This is a genomic window from Niastella koreensis GR20-10 (assembly GCF_000246855.1).
GTDB lineage: Bacteria > Bacteroidota > Bacteroidia > Chitinophagales > Chitinophagaceae > Niastella > Niastella koreensis.
The window spans coordinates 7,565,367-7,585,075 of record NC_016609.1; the positions used below are offsets into that span (position 1 = coordinate 7,565,367).

12 protein-coding genes are annotated in these 19,709 nt (G+C 44.6%); 1 reads left to right on the forward strand and 11 read right to left on the reverse strand.

Going from position 1 to position 19,709, the window contains the following annotated elements; translation table 11 throughout:
• Positions 1–116: 116 nt before the first annotated feature.
• The 8 genes from NIAKO_RS29995 to NIAKO_RS30030 form a co-directional block, all read right to left on the reverse strand.
• Complete coding sequence (locus tag NIAKO_RS29995; protein ID WP_014222228.1) at positions 117–752, reverse strand: response regulator; 636 nt, start codon at positions 750–752, stop codon at positions 117–119.
• A gap of 247 nt (positions 753–999) precedes the next feature.
• Positions 1,000–2,847: an amidophosphoribosyltransferase gene (locus tag NIAKO_RS30000; RefSeq protein WP_014222229.1), complete on the reverse strand. Its 1,848-nt coding sequence runs from the start codon at positions 2,845–2,847 to the stop codon at positions 1,000–1,002.
• Positions 2,848–3,310: 463 nt separating this feature from the next.
• Positions 3,311–3,952 (reverse strand): response regulator, encoded by a 642-nt coding sequence (locus NIAKO_RS30005; RefSeq protein WP_014222230.1) that lies wholly within the window; start codon positions 3,950–3,952, stop codon positions 3,311–3,313.
• Positions 3,953–3,967: 15 nt separating this feature from the next.
• Complete coding sequence (locus tag NIAKO_RS30010; RefSeq protein ID WP_014222231.1) at positions 3,968–7,117, reverse strand: PAS domain S-box protein; 3,150 nt, start codon at positions 7,115–7,117, stop codon at positions 3,968–3,970.
• A gap of 280 nt (positions 7,118–7,397) precedes the next feature.
• Positions 7,398–8,771 (reverse strand): peptidylprolyl isomerase, encoded by a 1,374-nt coding sequence (locus NIAKO_RS30015; protein ID WP_014222232.1) that lies wholly within the window; start codon positions 8,769–8,771, stop codon positions 7,398–7,400.
• A 180-nt stretch (positions 8,772–8,951) separates the two neighbouring features.
• Positions 8,952–12,248 carry a translation initiation factor IF-2 gene (infB, locus tag NIAKO_RS30020; RefSeq protein WP_041347468.1) on the reverse strand — a complete coding sequence of 1,099 codons (3,297 nt, stop codon included), beginning with the start codon at positions 12,246–12,248 and terminating at the stop codon, positions 8,952–8,954.
• A 173-nt stretch (positions 12,249–12,421) separates the two neighbouring features.
• Positions 12,422–13,669: a transcription termination factor NusA gene (gene nusA, locus NIAKO_RS30025; protein ID WP_014222234.1), complete on the reverse strand. Its 1,248-nt coding sequence runs from the start codon at positions 13,667–13,669 to the stop codon at positions 12,422–12,424.
• 42 nt (positions 13,670–13,711) lie between these two features.
• On the reverse strand, positions 13,712–14,176 hold the full coding sequence (locus tag NIAKO_RS30030) for a ribosome maturation factor RimP (RefSeq protein ID WP_014222235.1): 465 nt from the start codon (positions 14,174–14,176) through the stop codon (positions 13,712–13,714).
• A gap of 317 nt (positions 14,177–14,493) precedes the next feature.
• Here NIAKO_RS30030 and NIAKO_RS38800 point away from each other — a divergent pair, with 317 nt between their 5' ends.
• Positions 14,494–14,757 carry a DUF4834 family protein gene (locus NIAKO_RS38800; RefSeq protein ID WP_014222236.1) on the forward strand — a complete coding sequence of 88 codons (264 nt, stop codon included), beginning with the start codon at positions 14,494–14,496 and terminating at the stop codon, positions 14,755–14,757.
• A gap of 93 nt (positions 14,758–14,850) precedes the next feature.
• Here NIAKO_RS38800 and NIAKO_RS30040 read toward each other — a convergent pair whose 3' ends face one another.
• Genes NIAKO_RS30040 through NIAKO_RS30050 form a run of 3 tightly spaced genes read right to left on the reverse strand, consistent with a single transcriptional unit; the run spans position 14,851 to position 19,672 of the window.
• Positions 14,851–15,453 (reverse strand): HAD family hydrolase, encoded by a 603-nt coding sequence (locus tag NIAKO_RS30040; protein ID WP_165761288.1) that lies wholly within the window; start codon positions 15,451–15,453, stop codon positions 14,851–14,853.
• A 44-nt stretch (positions 15,454–15,497) separates the two neighbouring features.
• Complete coding sequence (bglX, locus tag NIAKO_RS30045) at positions 15,498–17,774, reverse strand: beta-glucosidase BglX (protein WP_014222238.1); 2,277 nt, start codon at positions 17,772–17,774, stop codon at positions 15,498–15,500.
• A 14-nt stretch (positions 17,775–17,788) separates the two neighbouring features.
• A complete protein-coding gene (locus NIAKO_RS30050; protein ID WP_014222239.1) occupies positions 17,789–19,672 on the reverse strand; it encodes a family 43 glycosylhydrolase in 1,884 nt (627 codons plus the stop codon).
• Between the last annotated feature and the right edge of the window lie 37 nt (positions 19,673–19,709).

Below are 19,709 nucleotides of genomic sequence, written 5' to 3' on the forward strand. Positions count from 1 at the left end.
GGAAGCTAAACGGTCGGCAAGTGCATTTGCCGCAAATACTTTGCCAAATGCACCTGCCGACCGCGGAAAAATACGATTAGTCAGGTGTATTATAATACCAATAGATATAAGGAGAATTACAGTCCGCTCGAATTGATATAGTTAATCAGCGATGCTGTATTTTTTACCTTTAATTTCTTCAGAATGTTGTGGCGGTGCACTTCAACGGTTTTAATAGAGATAGCTAATTTATCTGCTATTTCCTTTGACGATAACCCGTTGCGAATAAGATTTATCACTTCTATTTCGCGTTCAGACAGCTGGTTCAAACCATCTCCACCTTCTTCCTCATTCATCATTTGCTCACTCAGGATGTTCTTCACTTCCTGGCAGATGTACACATTGCCGGCAGTTACCTGGTGTATAGCATCGAGCATTTCCTTACGGGGTGAATTCTTGGTTACATAACCACGGGCGCCCAGCCGCAGCATCTTTTTTGCATACGCGGGTTGCGAGTGCATTGACACGGCAATAACTTTTGAACCGGGTGAGAGTTTACGGATCATTTTTAGAATGTCAAACCCATTCAACGGGGACATGTTAATGTCGAGCAGCACAATGTTTGGACGTTTGTCCCGTGCAATTTCAATGGCTCGTTGACCATCTCCTAGTTCAGCAATAACTTCCAGTTCTTCGTTCCTTCCTAACAAATACGACCAGGTTTCGCGGATCAAGGTGTGATCATCAACAATCATGATGGTAATTTTACTCATACGAATTTTTTTTCAGTAGTGTGTGTGAATGAGCTAATAATCTGCACAGTCGGCATACAAAACAGGCACCAGGTCTGTTTCAGTACCTATGTACAACTACTAATGATGAGCTTATACCTTAGTTTTCCGGGGGGTACTGAAGAGGTTACATATAATCCCGTACCTGATATTAAGCATTTTTTCTGATATACGCAAATACCAAATTAAATATGCATTAATAACAGTATAGTTTTCAGTCTAATAGATTTTAATACCCTCTTACGTTTTTACCCTCCATATAGTTAATAAAAGCCTTATTTACTACCCGGTTGCCGCCAGGGGTCGGGTAATTACCGGTAAAATACCAGTCGCCTGTATTGGTTGGACACGCTTGATGAAGGGATTCAATTGTCTGAAAAATTACCTGTACCGGGATTTTAAGCCCCTTGGGTGTAATTAATTCAGCAACTTTATTTGAGATCTGTTCGGTTGTGAATGGTTTATAAACGTGCTGAACCACGTTTTCCGTATGTAACTGGTCTAAACGTTGCAATTCTTTACATCTTTCGTACAATTCCGTCAGACAGTTTTCCTTACCCTGCTCTTTCAATAATTCCGTAGCTGCTTTGAACGCAATAAAATCGCCCAGCTTACTCATATCAATACCATAGCAATCGGGGTAGCGGATCTGGGGCGCCGAAGAAACAACAATGATCTTTTTCGGTTCCAGCCTGGCCAGCATACGCACAATGCTTTCTTTAAGGGTTGTACCCCTTACGATAGAATCGTCAATCACCACCAATGAATCAACTCCCTTTTCCACCGTGCCGTAAGTAACGTCATATACATGCTGCACCATTTCATTACGGCTTACATCTTCCGTAATGAAGGTACGCATCTTAACGTCCTTAATGGCAACCTTCTCAATCCGCACTTTACGGTTGATCATTTCAGACAACTCTTCCTCGGTAAAATTTTTACCCCAGGATAGGATACGTTCTATTTTTACTTTCTTTAAATAATCATCGAGGCCTTTCCATAAACCATAAAAGGCTACTTCGGCCGTGTTGGGAATAAATGAAAAAATAGTATGCTTAAGGTCGTTGTTAACTGCCTCCAGGATCTGGGGGGTTAAGTTATAGCCGAGTGCATTCCGCTCGCGATAGATCTTTTCATCACTTCCGCGCGAAAAGTAAATGCGCTCAAAGCTACAGGCCTTGCGCTCTTTGGCCGGTACTACTTTGTCGATAGTGAACTCACCATTGGCTTTTACCACCAGGCCCATACCAGGCATCAGTTCCTTCACCTCATTTTCGCCAACATTGAACACAGTACGAATGGCCGACCGCTCTGAAGCGGCTACAATCACATCTTCATCAATATAATAGTACGCCGGGCGAATGCCATGTGCATCCCTGAATACAAATGAATCGCCATTACCCAGCAAACCACCAACCGTAAAGCCACCATCGAACAGCGGTACTGCTTTACGCAAAACACCCAGTACATCCAGGTCGCTTTGTGATTGTTCATCACCTTTAACCAGGAAATGATGGATTACTTCCATCATAGCGGCCAGGTCGCTTTGTTTTTGAAACTCACCCGGCTCAATATTGATGAGGTTAAACAACTCATCGGTATTAACCAGGTTAAAGTTACCAGCCAGCGCCAGGTTACGGGCGGGAATGGTGTTGCGTTTTATAAATGGATGACAGAACTCAGCGTTATTCTTTCCCTGGGTGCCGTAACGCAGGTGTCCCAGCAGCAGTTCGCCAAGGAATGAAATATGCCCCTTCATTAAGCCGGGGTGTTTCATTACATCGGGCTGGTATTTTTCCAGCTCTTTCACTTCTGCACTTACTTTGCTAAAAATGTCTGCAATTGGTTGATTTGCAGCGCTTCTAATCCGGGAGAGAAAAGGGTAGCCAGGTTCCACATTCAGTTTCACTGCGGCCAAACCAGCACCATCCTGGCCTCGGTTATGTTGTTTTTCCATGAGCAGGTACAGCTTGTTAAGGCCCCACATTACTGTACCGTATTGTTGTAAATAGTAGGAGAACGGCTTTCTTAAACGGATGAATGCCAAACCGCATTCATGCTTTATTGCATCACTCATGTATTACTCCCGATTATAAAAAGAAAGCGCAAAGCTACGGGTAATTAAGGAAAAGAAGAAATGTGAGCGGTAGAGGAAGTGTTAGAGAAAAATGAAAAAAACCCCCAGTCTTCATAGGTATGGGGGTTGTTCCTCATCAGGACATTGGATCAATATCTGCGCCGGTTTGTTTTTTAATTTAAACGGGCATTGGACGGTTCGGCTTTCGCTAGGATCTGGATTACGGACGTTGGATTTTGATTGTTTTACTATAGATATTGGTCACACAAACATCTTATTTTTTCTGAAAGAATTCACAAATTATTCAATGTCTTTTAAACACTTAATGAATTTTCTCAGCCGGAAATAAAGGTTTACCCTTATACGATTGATGCAAATCCCCCAAATTGGTGATTAATAGTCCCTTATATTCTTACTAATAAATATTAGTTACACTCTATATATAATTGTGCGTTGTACACAATTACATACTGGTAGCCACATTATTAATAAAGTTCACCAGCGAAGCCGAGTTTTTCAGTTTCAGCTTTTTCAGAATATTATGCCGGTGTACTTCTACTGTTTTTAAAGAAATATTCAGGCTGGTGGCAATCTCTTTTGATGATTGCCCTTCCTTGATAAGATTAATGATCTGGATCTCCCGCTCGGTAAGGGCGTTTACATTCGGCACATCTTTATTTTCTTCAAGCACCAGTTCAGAGATATTATTCTTTATTTCATCGCAGATGTATTTATTACCGCCATGCACTTCCATAATGGCATTTATCATTTCTTCCTTGGAAGAGTTCTTGGTAACATAACCGCGTGCGCCAATCTGCAACATTTTTTTGGCGTAGGCCGGTTGCGAGTGCATGGAGATACCGATGATGCGCGATGCAGGCGATACTTTCCTGATCTTTTCGGTGGCTTCAAACCCCGAAATAGGCAGCATGTTAATATCCATCAGCACAATCTGGGGTTTCTTGTTCTTGGCCATTTCCACAGCCTGCTCCGAGTCGCCGCATTCGGCCACTACAGTAAAGCGGGGGTCGTTATTCAGGATAAAGCTCCAGGTTTCCCGTATCAATTTGTGGTCATCTGCAATTAAAACACTAATTTTTTCCATAACCAATAAGGGGGTTTAGATATTTGAAATAGGGACATTAATTTTCAGTTTACACCCTTCGCCCAGGGCTGTAACAATATGCACACTTCCATTGAATAATTGGGCGCGGCTGGCTATGTTCGATAGTCCAACTCCTTTTTTCGAGCGCACTTTATCCAGTTCAAATCCTTTACCATCATCACTGATCGTAAGGTCAATCGCATGACCTTCACTATCTGCAATCAGCTCAATGACCAGGTTCTTGGCTGCCGCATGCTTTAAAACATTATTCACCTGTTCCTGTATAATGCGGAAAAGCATCAGCTTTCGCTTTTCATCCAGGATATTATCAATTGTTCCGGAATAATAAAACTCCACATGCAGGCGGCGTGTGGCTTTTATATTTTCAACCAGGTCCTGTACCGAATCTATAAGACCGAGATCTCCAATACTTGGTGGCACCAGCGACCGGCTGATTGTCCGGATCTCATTTATAGCATCGGAAATATTATTGGTACTGCGTTTAATCAGGTCTATACGGCTTTTATCGTCTGTTTCTGCCAGTTCGAGGTAAAGTTTAGCTGTTGACAGGATCTGGTTCACATTATCATGCAGTTCCTTCCCAATTTCAGCCCTTTCCTTTTCCTGGGCGTTTACTACCGCCTGCGCAATCAGCTTTTGTTTATCTACCTGCTGTTTTAATAATTTCTTTTCGAGCTCTTTTTTATCGGTAATGTCCTGCATAGACCCCACCATCCGGGTGATTTTACCGGAATGATCATAGATCAGGAAACCCCGGTCAAACACCAATGCACATTCGCCATTTGGTTTTATGAACCGGTACTCATCTTCCCAGATCTTGGACGTGCTGTCGGTAATAAACTTGTTCAACCCGTTTACCACCCGGTCGCGATCATCGGGGTGAATACAACTTTCCCAGAAGTTCGTTGTATTATCTATATAACCGGGTTTAAAACCAAAGAGGGTATAAATGCCTTCACCCCAATAAAGGCTATTGGTGTTTACATCCCAATCCCAAATGGCATCGTTGGTGGCCTTGGTCACCAGCAAATACCGTTCGTTACTCAGTCTTATTTTTAGTTCGGCATTTTTATTTTCAATGATTATGCGCAGTAAACTAATCACCCGCTCAAATAAACTCAATTCATTTTCTGTTGGTGTGGCCGGGTACTTGTGATACACGGCGATGGTAGCCAGCACGTCGTTGGCTGAATTTAAAATAGGGAACGACCAACAGGACCTCAATCCAAATCTCAGCGCAAAAGCCTTGTAGTCCTCCCATAAAGGGTCGGTTTCAACGTCAACCGTAATTACTTTTTCCTTTCTGTAAATGGCCGTACCGCAGGAAGCAACATAGGGCCCGATCTTCAGGCCGTTTATTGCACGCGAAAATTCCTCAGGCAGGCTGGGGCCCGACAAATGCATGATGGTTTGTTTGTCATCATTCACCATGATAACAGAGCCGATCATGTCGGTAAACGTTTTTTCAAGCCCGCTCAAAAAATAATCGATGGTTGCCTTTAATGAAGCGGCAGGTTGGGCATTTATTTCCAACACCTGCTTTTCCAGCTCCAGTAACCGTTCTTGTTTTTTACGATCGGTAATATCACGGAAGTAAATAAAAGCGCCTTGCGAAAACGGATACACACTTGTTTCGAGCCAGCGATTGAACAAAGGGAGAAAATGCTCGAAGTTGGAAGATGTATCTTTATTGATAGCTTCTATATAGTCATTATACTCAGATGTGCCAATGAAATTTGGGAAGATCTTATCAACGCCTGAACCGATCACATGCGTTGACTCCAACCCCGTCAAACTTTCCACGGCATGGTTCCAAAGAAATATGGTCAGGTTTTTATCTACAGCAATAAAGCCATCGGTTATACTGGCTAAGATATTTGTAATGCGTTCGCTGTATTCAGTCAATTGCAGCTGGCTGTGCTTTAGTTCCAATGCAGCGGCCTGCTCTGCCATCTTTCGGTCGGTGAGGTCTTTGTTGATGGCAATGATATCAGTTACCTCACCTTTTTTATTTTTTAACAGGGAAATCGATGACCAGAAAATTATTTTCTTCCCATCCAATGGTCTGGTAAATGTAATCTCTCCGCCCCAGGTGCCATTGCAGTACAACTCTTCTACCAATTGTTTACCGGTAATACTATCAAAACTAAACTCAATAAACTCATGTAAAGCATGACCCATTATATCAGCGGTGCTTATGCCAAACAACTTTTCAGCTGCCTGGTTCCAGCTTTTTACCTGGTACATGGGATCACAGGATACAACAGCGTCACTCACATTCTCCAGTACGGTGGCCTGGTAGCGATTGGCCTTTTCAGCCATGCGCAACTGCGTAATTTCATTCTGGGTGGTCCAAACCCGTAATAACTGCCCACCTTCCACTACGCCTACCAGGTTGTTTAAAAAGTAGCGATTATTACCCTGGTGATCTATATGCATGGAGAGGCGGCGGTATATTTTATAACCATGCTGTACAAACTCTTTTACCACCTCATAGGTAACCGGTTCGTTTGGATCAAAGAAAACCGATACCGTTTTTCCAATAACATCAGCAGCATTATCATATCCATAAAAAAGTGCCATCTGATCGTTACACTCGGCCAAACATCCGTCAAACAATTGCCGGATCTGTTTTTCTTCCGGATCGTAGATGTTTATGGGGGTTTGTAATTCGCAGCGCCAGATGATCTCTGAGCTTTGCTGAACAAATGCCTTATATCGTTCGGTAACTTCTTTTAATTCCCTACGGGTGGCTTCCAACTGTGCAGCTAAATTCCCTGTCTGCTCATCGCTTCCCGCAATAGCGTTCCAGGTTATTACATCATTTGTTTTGTGATTGCTTTGTTGGTAAGTGGCGGTGAACCCAATATGCCGTACACCAGTTTTACCTTTTAGTGCCAGTTGAATGTTAAGCCCGGTATCGATGCCGGTGCCGGTATTTAGTATGGCCTGTAGTTTGGGCTTATCTGCAGCGTCAATTATTTTTTTGAAGGAGTCGCCAATCAGTTCTTCCTGATGTTTACCAGTAAAAGAAAGTAAGTCAGCTGAAGCTGATAAAATAATACCCGCCAGGTCTGTTTGCAGACTTAGAGCGGTGTATTCATAAGTTACTTCAGGAAGGGACTTCTTCGACTGTTTTAACATACAGCTTTTGTAACCTACATGATAAATTTTGAATTAATATTTACATGTAAATACTTATACAAAATACTTAAAAGCTGGTTCATGCCAAGAACTGAAATGGCCTTTTCTAAGTCTTTTAAGTGTTTACACCTACAATTAGATGATTATTTATTACAATGAATAACACATTATACCAAAAGCATATACACGAATTGTAGTTAGGTTTCCTACCCAGACACCTGTATAAAAAAAAGCCCCGACGGTACCGTCGGGGGCTGCATATGATCAATTGCTTATGTCGTTATTTATTTCCACTTGCTGCATACTGGGTCCAGTTTGATAAAGTACCGCAACCTTTAAACTCATCATCGATCATGATGTAATAAGAAGGGATCTTTGAAGCAAACCAGGATTCCAGGGCTTTCTGTTTTTTTACTTCGAGCGCATCCTTAGCCAGGCGGTCATAATCATCTTTCAGGTTCTCTACGTGTGGCTCGGTGCGGGTTTTCAGGTAAACAATGCGTACACTTTTTTTACCTCTGTCATCGGTGTAAGGTGTAGGCTTTGAATATTCACCAGGTTTCAGCCCTGTTTTTCCAAGCATTTCAACCAGATCTTTATCCAGCTGGCTTAATTCCAGGAAGGTGGAACCAGCCTGGTTTTGTATATATCCACCAGTGAATTTTGAGTTCTCATCATCGCTGTAGCGGGCAACAGCTTCACCAAAGGTGATGGTGCCGGCAATTAATTTAGCCCGTACTGAATCGAGTTTATTCACAGCTTCGTTGATCTCATCATCTGTAATTGAAGGAACACGTAATATGTGACGAATGATGGCGTCATCACCGGCCCGGCTTACCATTTGTATAATATGATAACCGAATTTTGATTTAAACACCGGCGAAACCTGTCCTTCTTTAAGCCTGAAGGCGTTGCTCAGCCAGGTAGGATCCCATTGTTTTTCTGTACGGTTAACAGAGTATTGACCGCCATTATCCTTACTTCCGGGGTCCTGGCTATATAATTTAGCGAGTGTTTCAAATTTCTGCTGACCTGATTCTACCTGCTTTTTGAAATCGTTTAATTCATCCTGGGTCAGTTTTTCCAGGTCACGGCTGGCTTTGGGGCTCACCACAATTTGACCAATCACCACCTGCGATTCATAATAGGGCAGGTTTTTCTGGTCCTTCTTCATAAAGAAGTCTTTTACTTCCTGTGGTGTGATCTTGATATTTTCTACGATCTTATCGCGCATCCGCTCAGCGAGCTTCCTTTCTTTAAAGGTTTGGCGAAAATCTTCCTTGATCTGGTAAACCGTACGGCCGGCAATTTCTTCCAGGGCTTCTTTTGATCCATACATCTGAATAAAACCGCGGATCTGATTATCGAGCAGGGCATCAATTTCATCGTCCCCAACCTGGATGGAGTCTTTTTCAGCCTGCAGCACCAGTGCCTTCAACGTAAGAATCTGCTCCATAATGGCGCAGTTGGCGTTTTCAGGAACCGGCTCTCCGCGACGCTGACGGTCGAGGATATCGTTATACACATCAGATTTTAATATGATCTTATCGCCTACAATGCCTACGATTTTATCGGCTACAACTTTACGTGGGGCCTGGGCTACCGCAATGGTTACAAAAAGCAAGGCGGTAATAAAAGTAAAAACAGACTTCATCTGTGAATATTTTTGAAAAGGGACAGCGCCAAATTTAACAGTTCCGCTGCCATTTATTGGGAAAGGAAGGTTATTTAACAAAAGTTTGGTGTGAAACAAAATGATACAGGTTACAAATTGCAGGTTGCAGGGCCCGTTTTGGGCATTTCCCTGAAACCTGAAACCTGTAACCTGCAACTATTATAATGTGCGTTTTACTTCTTCCAGTTCAAACGCTTCTATTATATCGCCTACTTTAATATCGCTAAAGTTCTTAACTGTTAAACCGCACTCCATACCTGAAGGAACTTCCTTCACGTCGTCTTTGAAGCGTTTCAAAGACTGCAGTTCAGCGGCCTGACCTTCACCCTTAGGATATTCTACAATACCGTCCCGAATTACGCGGATCTTAGAGTTACGCAGGATCTTACCATCGAGTACATAACAACCTGCAACGGTAGCTTTATCGAATTTGAACACGTTGCGTACTTCCACGTTGGCAACGATCTTTTCAGTGATCTTGGGTTCCAACATCCCTTCCATCGCGCTCTTCACCTCTTCGATAGCGTTGTAGATGATCGAGTACAGTTTGATTTCCACGCCTTCGGATTCAGCCAGGCGGTTAGCCTGTGTTGAAGGCCGCACGTTGAAACCAACCACGATGGCATCGGATGCAGTTGCCAGCATTACGTCACTTTCACTGATCGCACCTACTGCTTTATGTACTACCGATACTACTATCTCTTCGGTTGACAGTTTTTGCAGTGAGTCGCTCAACGCTTCTACAGAACCATCCACGTCGCCTTTCAGGATCAGGTTCAACTGTTTGAAGTTTCCTAATGCCAAACGACGGCCAATTTCATCGAGTGTGATATGTTTCTTGGTACGTATACCCTGTTCGCGTAAGATCTGTGCACGGCGGTTAGCTACATCCTTGGCTTCTGCTTCATCCTCATATACTTTGAATTTCTCACCAGCCTGAGGAGCACCGTTCAAACCCAGGATCAATACCGGGGTAGAAGGTGGCGCTTCGTCAACGCGTTTGTTACGCTCGTTGAACATAGCTTTCACACGGCCAAAGAACTGACCGGATACTACCAGGTCGCCATGTTTCAGCGTACCGTTCTGAACCAGAACAGTAGCTACATAGCCACGTCCTTTATCGAGGGTAGCCTCAATGATGGTACCGGTTGCTTCACGTTCTGGGTTAGCTTTCAGATCGAGCAATTCAGCTTCGAGCAGGATCTTTTCCAGCAGGCTGTCTACATTCAAGCCCTGCTTGGCGCTCAATTGCTGGCTCTGGTATTTACCACCCCATTCTTCCACCAACAGGTTCATACCTGCCAGTTGTTCGTATATTTTTTGTGGGTTGGCTCCGTCTTTATCTATCTTGTTGATGGCAAAGATCATTGGTACACCGGCAGCCTGTGCGTGGCTGATGGCTTCCTTGGTTTGCGGCATCACCGCATCGTCTGCTGCCACCACAATTACTGCTATATCGGTTACTTTGGCACCACGGGCACGCATCGCTGTAAACGCTTCGTGACCAGGTGTATCGAGGAAGGTGATCTTTTTACCATTTGGCAGCGTTACTTCGTAGGCGCCAATGTGCTGGGTAATACCACCCGCCTCACCAGCTACCACATTTGCACTGCGGATATAGTCGAGCAACGATGTTTTACCGTGGTCAACGTGACCCATGATGGTAACAATGGGAGCGCGGTGCTGCAGGTCTTCTTCATTATCCACTTCTTCTTCTTCCTCCAGTTCCAGCTGCTTTTCCATATCGATGAACTCGGCTTCGTAACCAAATTCACCTGCCACCAGTTCAATTACCTCGGCATCCAAACGCTGATTGATAGACACCATCAGACCAAGGCTCATACATTTACTGATAACTTCTGCAAAGCTTACATCCATCAGGTTGGCCAGTTCGCTTACACTGATGAACTCGGTAACCTGCAGCTTGTTATCCTCTCCTGCGACCCCTTCCCGTTCTGCCATATTCTGGCGTTTTTCGTGACGGCGCGCTTTCTTTATGCCCTTATTGCCGCCTTTACCACCAGAAAGCTTGGCTTGTGTTTCGCGTATTTTATCCTGGATCTCTTTTTCGTTGATCTCTTTAGGTTCGCGTGACACATGGCGATTTCCACCTCCCGGGCCCTGGTGACGGTTTTGTCCGGGACGGTTATTACCACCGCCTCTGAAGTTTCCGCCGCCGCCCTGGTGCTGGCCTCCGCCCTGACGGTGTTGACCACCACCCTGGCCCTGACCACCATGATGGCCTCCGCCTCCGTGATGACCGCCTTGTCCACCCTGCTGCTGACCTGGTTCTCTTTTCTTGAAAAGATGCTGAGCCCGTTCCTGCGCAGATTGCTGCGACTGTTGTTGCTGATCCTTCTTTTCAATCGGAATGCGCTTGCGCTTCCTTTTTTCCTCGTTGGGCTTCGGTTTGGTGCGGGCTTCGTCGCCAACCGGTAATTCTATTTTGCCCAGAATTTTCGGTCCCGTAAGTTTATCTGCTTTAATATTTTCAATTACCGGTGGCAGTGCTTCTTCCTTCGGCTCTTCTTGTTTTTGCACTTCCTTAACCGGCTCCTGTTGCTTTTTCTTTTCAACTACTACCTGTTTTGCAGGCTGTTGCTGCTGCGGTTGCGCCTTTTCCTCTTTGGGTTTTTTCGGCTTTTCTTCAACCACAGGTGTTGTAGCTGTAACCTTTGGAGCTTCTTCTTTGGGCGTTTCAACAGGTGCTTCTTTAGCTACCGTCTTTGGCTTTTCTTCCTTAACAGGCGGCGTTTCTTCATTCGCCTTAACTGCTGGCGCCTCTTCTTCTTTCTTCTTAACAACTATCGGCGTTTTCTTCGGTCTTGTTGATGAATCAATTGCCGACAGGTCTATTTTATCCAAAACTTTAGGTCCTTCAATTTCAGGTGCTTCTACCTTAGTAATTTCAGGTTGCTTATCCTCAGCTTTAGGCTCTTCTACAACATCTTCTTTTACCGGCAACTGCTGAGCTTCTTTCTTTTCTTCAACCACTACAGGCGGAGCTTCTTCAACTGGCTGTTCAACAACAGGTTGTTTTTCAACTACCGGCACCACTTCGGCTGCTTTTTCCTCTTTCTTCTCCTCTTTTTTCTCTTCAACAACCACTTTCTCCTCTACCTTTTCTACCTTCTCTTCTTTCTTATCTTCCACAACCGGAGCTGGCTCCTGTTTTTTAACCACCTCTTTCTTCACAGCCGCAGCATCGTCTTCCTTCTTCTTCTTCGCTTCCAGACTTCCCTTCGGCAGATCGATCTGGTCACTTTTTAGCTTGGCCACTTTATCACTCTGGAATTCCTGCTGTAAAGCACGATACATCTCCTCCGTCAGTTTTGACGTTGGTTTGAGATCGTCATTGTTAAATCCCTTTCCTACCAAAAAGTCTACCAGCGTTTCCTTGCCGATGTTAAACTCCTTGGCTGCGGCCATTAATCTTATTGTTGTTGTTTCTGCCATTCGTTATTGTAAGACAATTTTTTGTTTTGTTCGCTGTTTGGATAAGCAAATTACTTGGAAAAAGTTAAATTAGTCATATAACTCAAAATAGTCATATAAATTAAACACTGCCTGTGTGTTTTGACTACTTTAAACTACATACTTATTAGTCCAATTTCACCTGCTTGCTTCGCCTATCCCTTTTCAAATTCTTCATTCAGAATACGACGAACTTCATTGATGGTCTCTCTTTCGAGGTCGGTTCTTCTTTCCAACTCTTCGGCGGTGAGATCCAGTACGCTGCGTGCTGTATCGCAGCCAACGCGCTTAAGTTCATCAATAATCCAGGTTTCAATTTCATCGCTGAATTCTTCCAGATCGATATCAAATTCCTGGGGTTCGCCTTCCGTATCGCGATATACGTCTATGCTATATCCGGTTAATTCCTGTGCCAGTTTGATATTCACGCCTTTTTTACCAATTGCCAGCGACACCTGATCAGGTTTCAGGTATACATTCGCCTGTTTTTTATCATTGTCAAGATCCTGGGTAGTGATCTTGGCAGGTGTAAGCGAGCGTTGGATCAGCAGTTGAACATTATTGGTCCAGTTAATAACATCGATGTTCTCGTTTTTCAGTTCCCGTACAATTCCATGGATACGGCTACCTTTCATCCCCACGCAGGCGCCTACGGGATCAATACGATCGTCGTATGATTCTACCGCCACTTTGGCCCTTTCACCAGGTTCACGAACGATCTTTTTGATAACAATTAAACCATCAAATATTTCAGGCACCTCAATTTCAAGCAGTTTTGCCAGGAAAGAGGGAGAGGTACGGGATAAAATAATGACCGGAGAATTGTTTTTTAATTCTACTTTTTTAACAACGGCGCGGATATTTTCACCTTTCTTGAAATAGTCTTGCGGAATTTGCTCAGACTTAGGCAATATTAACTCATTCCCTTCTTCATCGAGCAATAAAATTTCTTTTTTCCAAACCTGGTAAACCTCGGCACCGATTATCTCACCAATTCTGTCACCGTATTTTTTAACCAGTACGTTCTTTTTCAGATCACTAATACGGCTGGCCAGGGTTTGTTTAGCAGCCAGAATAGCCCGGCGGCCGAAATCGAGGATATTAATTTCCTCGTATAATTCTTCCCCTACTTCAAAGTCGGGTTCAATTTTTACAGCATCACTGTAGGCAATCTCTGCCAGGGGATCCATCACAGCTCCATCCTCAACTATAGTACGGCGGCGCATAATTTCCAGGTCACCCTTTTCTGCATTCACAATTACGTCAAAATTCTCGTCACTGCCATATTTTTTACGCAGCAGGGTTTTGAAAACATCCTCTACCACTTTCATCATGGTAGGGCGGTCTATATTTTCCGCGTCCTTAAAGTCAGCGAAGGCCTCTATCAAGTTTATGCTTGCCATATACTACAATTTTTATCCCAACACCTGCGTGTCAGGATCTTATTAAAATACTGTTTGAATTGTTGTTGATTTAATTTGATCAAATTGAAAATGGTGTGTTATCACCTCTTTCTTTTTATTTTTTCCTTTTGTTTCCTCAACCGTAATTGTGTCTTCACCTACTTCCGTCATTTTGCCGGCAACTTTAATCCCGTCTTTGAGGATCACCTCAACCGACCGGCCCAGGTTCTTCCTGTACTGCCGTAACAATTTTAAGGGTTCGTCTACGCCGGGAGAAGATACTTCAAGCGAAAAGTCTCCATTAGGGAATAGATTATCTTCTTCGATCTTTTTATATAAAGCCCGGTTCCAGGAGATACATTTTTCGATGGTTACTCCCTGGTCGCCATCCAAAAAAAGCTTTACGTTATTGGTGGGTTTTACTTTGATCTCTACCAGGAAATAAGCCGGGTCGTTAGCCAGCATATCCTGCATCATTTTTTCAATTGCCTGTACTGGTGTTTCCATGTCTTATGGGAAATAAAGAAGGGAACGATTCCGTTCCCTTTCTAATCTTCTTTTGCCTTGGCAAAGGTAAGGTAATTAAATTATTACTTCCAAAAACCTGGTTGTTAATTTTGAATAAACGAAAATTTAAATGGGTGATGTCCACCTTTTTACCCTTCATTTGAACATTAAGAATGCCAAACTTGTTGCTTTTCTATAGTTTTGCCAAGTTCCCCAAAACAAAGGTCAGGGGCCTGTTTTTTGCAGCAGCTGAATTGTATTTGCAAGCTCCTTAACAGTTTGTCAGGGGTTGTATTTATACCTTTAGTTTTTCTAATATGAACATAATTCGCTTACTACTATATATATTCCTTGCCATCTTCATTTACAAGTTTGTATTCAACTTCCTCGTGCCCGTTATTAAAATGTCGTGGCGCGTACGCAGCCAGATAAAGGAATTTCAACGCCAGCACCAACAGCCGCAGGACCCGCTTCAGCAAAATACTGCTGCCGGTAATAATGGTCAGTCATCGGCTGGCAATAACACTGCCGGCAAACCAAAAGCAGGCGAATATATTGATTTTGAAGAAGTCGAAGAATAACGAATGTCGAGTCCAATTTTGAACGCCGAATGGAATACAAAGCATTGGTTTTCACTTCAAAATTCAATATTCCACGGTTCAATATTCGATATTTTACAGTCCCAGATCAAGGATCGTTTTTCCATCGCTCAGATGCAATGCCTGTAACCCGGCTTTATGCGCCCCTTCCACATTTATCAGGGCATCGTCAATGAACAGGGTTTCTGCCGCATTAACACCACTAGCCTTTATAACATACTCAAATGCCGCTACGTCGGGTTTACGCATTCTTATAAGGTGGGAATAATAAGCCTTTATAAAAAGGTCGTCCATTTCGCCGCCATACACTTCCCGGTAAGCCTTGTGAAAATGCAACAGGTGAATTTGATTGGTATTGCTGAATAAGTAAATGTGATATTTGCTTTGTAGCTGTTTAAGAAATTCCACGCGCTCCGCCGGAAAATCGAGCAACATATCATTCCAGGCCGCAATTACCTGCGCCGGGGTGGTGCCGGGCGCCGTTAGTTGCAGTGCTTTTTCTACAAACTCCTCGTCCGAAATGGTGCCCATCTCATAATCCCTGAAAAAAGAAGTGGCAAACCCAATGCGAAACAGTTCATCAATATGGGTTAGCCCTAATGCTTTAAATGCTGCACTGGTTTTTGGTACATCCAGGTTGAGTAAAACTCCGCCCAAATCAAAAATTATGTTCTTCACAGGTGCCATCAATTATTAATTTGGGCGCAAGTTACACCGCAAAATTATTTCACCAACCTAAAGCCGGTTTCCTTTACATCCCGGCTACTGGTGCCAATGAAGATCTTAAATTCGCCAGGTTCGGCCACATATTTCAGCTCACTGTTGTAAAATTTCAGGTCGTTCTCCGTAATAGTGAATTCCACTTTTTTCATTTCCCCGGCATTCAGGATTATTTTCTGAAAACCTTTCAATTCTTTTACCGGACGGGTCACAGACCCTGCCAGGTCGCGGATGTACAGTTGAACCGTTTCTTCCCCGGCCATATTCCCGGTATTCTTAACCATAACAGAAGCGGTTATCGACTGCCCGGGCCGTAAGGTGTTTTGGCTGAGTTGAATGGTATCGTAGGAAAACGTAGTATAACTGAGCCCGTAACCAAAGGGGTACAAAGGCGAATTATCTACATCCAGGTAGTCTGATTTGAATTTTGGATTACCGCCTTCGTAAGGCCGGCCGGTATTTTTGTGATTGTAGTAAATAGGTATCTGGCCCACATTGCGTGGAAAAGAGGTAGTGAGTTTGCCCGAAGGATTATAATCCCCAAACAACACATCGGCAATGGCGTTGCCGGCTTCGGTTCCCGCAAACCAGGCTTCCAGAATGGCGGGCGCCTGCTCATGGAGCCAGGGTATGGTAAGCGGGCGGCCATTCAATAATACCACCACCAGCGGCTTTCCGGTTTTTATCAGGGTTTCAATCAGCTTTCGCTGGCTGCCGGGTAAATCCAGGCTGGTACGGCTGGCTGATTCGCCCGACATTTCCGCTGCTTCGCCCACAACAGCAACCACTACGTCTGCTTTTCCGGCTACGTCAATCGCTTCCTGTATCATGGCATCCGGGGTACGGGCATCGATCTCTGTTGGTTTGTCAAACGGACTGATGCGTTTGGCAAATGCCGTATCATCGGTGATGTTGGCGCCTTTTGCCAACAGGATCTGCACGCCGCTGCCTGCCACATTTTTCAACCCTTCGATTATACTTACACTTTTTGTTTTATCGCCACTTACGGCCCAGGTGCCCAGCATTTCTGAATGGTTATCGGCCAGCGGACCTATTAACGCAATGGTGCCTGATTTTTTTAAAGGCAGCACCTGCCGCTCATTTTTTAACAGCACCATCGTGTGGGTGGCCGCTTCCCGGGCTGCCTGCCGGTTCTGCGCTGTCAGGATCTCTTTACCGGGCCTCGATTCGTTTATGTAACGATAAGGGTCATCGAACAACCCCAGCTTGTATTTGGCTTCCAGTACACGCTGGCAGGCATCGTTTATTTCTTGCAGTGTTACCTTACCGGCTTTGAGGGAGTTTTGTAAAGTGGTCAGAAAGCCTTCGCCTACCATGTCCATATCCAACCCGGCCTTCAACGCCAGGGCCGATACGGTTGGCAGATCGCCCATACCATGCGCCATCATTTCATTAACCGAGGTATAATCCGATACCACAAAACCTTTAAAGCCCCATTTATTGCGTAACAGCTCCGTCAGCAGCCAGTGATTGCCTGTTGCCGGAATGCCATCTATTTCATTAAAAGAGCTCATTACACTGCCCACGCCGGCATCAACAGCCGCCTTGTAGGGTGGCAGGTATTCATTGAACATTTTAATACGGCTCATGTCGGTGGTATTGTAATCGCGGCCGGCTTCTGCGGCTCCATACAGGGCAAAATGTTTTACACAGGCCATTACAGTATTGTCTTTCGACAGGTCTGTGCCCTGGTAGCCTTTCACCATGGCCCTTGCTATTTTTGAACCCAGGTAAGGGTCTTCGCCCGAGCCTTCAGCAATCCGCCCCCAGCGTGGATCACGCGCAATATCCACCATAGGCGAGTATACCCAGCACAATCCATCGGCTGTAGCTTCTACGGCAGCAATGCGCGCACTGCGTTCTATCAGTGTAGTATCCCAGGAACAGGAGAGGCCGAGTGGAATAGGAAAAATAGTTTTGTGGCCATGTATCACATCTAACCCAAAGATGAGTGGAATATGCAGCCGGCTTTCTTTTACGGCCAGCGTTTGCGCCTGGCGTATTTTATCAGGGCCGAAAATGCCGAACAGTCCGCCTACGCGTCCTTTGCGGATATTATCTTCCACACCCCTGCTTACTACGGAACCGGTTGGCACACCCCAGCCGGGTGTTACCAGGTTCAGCTGACCGATCTTTTCGTCCAGCGTCATTTTGCTCATGAGGCTGGCCACATACGCCTTCATTTTGGCGTGGGATGTTTGTGCGGTTGCGTGCAACAGAAAGGATAAGGTAACAATCGTTAATAATGTGCTGCGCATATGTTTTTATTTGATTATTCTGCTTTTATAACTTTACTTCTGGCCGATACGCCGTTCTCATTGATGGCTTCAATGGTGAAGTAATAGGGCTTTTCCTTATCCATAGCTTTACAGTAATACTCATTGTTGCTATATACCATTACACAGTTGTATAACTTATCCGGCGCCAGCCCCATGTAAATATTATAGGCATAGGCATTGTCAACCGGCGACCATTTTAACCAGGCGCTGCGTTTGTCTTTTTCGGTGCGCAAAACAATAAACTGTTTTACGGTGTCGGGTTTATTGCCGTTGCCATTACCAAATACCCGTAGCCCGCTGATGGCGAATTTGCCGCCGGGCATATGAATATTTTCGAGCTTTATATAACGGGTTTGAACCGGGTTCGGCAATTCAATATAATCGTGTGGCACATCGGTTTTGTTGTTGCTTTTATCTATCAGCAATTTCCAGTTTTTGCCATCCGCACTTTGATATAGCTTATATTGATGATAAGTGCCTTGTTGTTTTCCCAGGAAATTTACATCCTGATCGGCATAATTGAGTTGAATGGCGTGTACTGTACAAATACCTCCCAGGTCGGTTGCTATCCATTCGCCCTTATTGCCAGTAGCGGCACTCCAATACGTTTTAATGCTTTCGTCTACAGCGAAGTTAGCATTATAACTGGCAAGTGTAGATGAAACCGTAACGGGTTTGGAATAATTGAGAAGCATCCAGCCGGTAAAGGCGGCCTCCCCCCGGCCCCCTCCGGTGGAGGGAGAGTTTGGCAGCACCCGACTCTTTTCTAAAACAGGTTGTATTTCAGACTTTCCACGATTTGCCGGTAGATAATGAGGGTAATCTCCGAACGCCGCATCCATATACATCACATCGTCTTTGTCAAAACCGGCCGGCCAGATGCCAATGCGCCGTTCAAAATTATTTTTTACTGCTATAACTATGGTAGATACATGCCACCAGTTGTTGAATGGGTCTTTAAAAGTAGCGCCATGTCCTGCACCGCGGGCAAAACCTCCTGGCTTGTAACTGAGGGGTAACGATTGCGGAACAAACGGCCCCAGCGGATGATCGCCAACCACCACACCATCGGCATAACCGCTGAACTCTGTACCGGGCGCCCCATATTGCAGGTAGTATTTTCCGTTATATTTTGTCATCCAGGCGCCTTCAATAAAAGGATCCAGGAAAGTGTTATCCTGGAATTCACCAAAACGCTGCCAGCCATACCGCCAGGGTTCCAGCAAATACATTTCCTTGCGGGTGCCCTTAGGCATAAATGTTTTACGGTCTATTTGAATCCCATACAATGGATACCGGTTGCTGCTGCCATTGTACATATACAACCTGCCATCGTCGTCCAGGAAAAAGTCGGGGTCCCAGCCGCCTATTTCAAATGAATCGATGGCTTCTTTCCATTCATTCGCTTTGGGATTGGTGCTCATCCAAATGGGAAAGTTGGTTGAATAGGTTGAACCAAATACCAGCAAGGTATCGCCCATCACCCAAACCGCCGGTGCACACAGGTCGTCATACACTTTGTGCCAGGGTTTCAAAAATGAGCGGGAAACAAAATGCCAGTTACTCATATCGCTGCTGTACCAATACCCCCACTGATTGGTGCTGAATAAATAATAATCGCCCTTGTATAGCACAATCACCGGATCGGCGGTAGCGCGGTGTTTACCCCATTCGGTAAAATTGGGAATGGGCGTATAGCCGTAGTCAATATTTATGGGATTACAATAGGTATGGTTGGTAAAGGCGGGCGTTTCTCCGGTTGGGGAACGGCCCGCCTTTTCTTTCTGCACACGTTCTGAATTCGCATTGCTTTGAGGAAAAACCTGCGGAACAAGGACCGCAAGGAAAACAGCTATATAAGTTAGTCTTTTAAACATTATAAAACTTGTTTAATTCGGCCCCCGGCTACGTTCA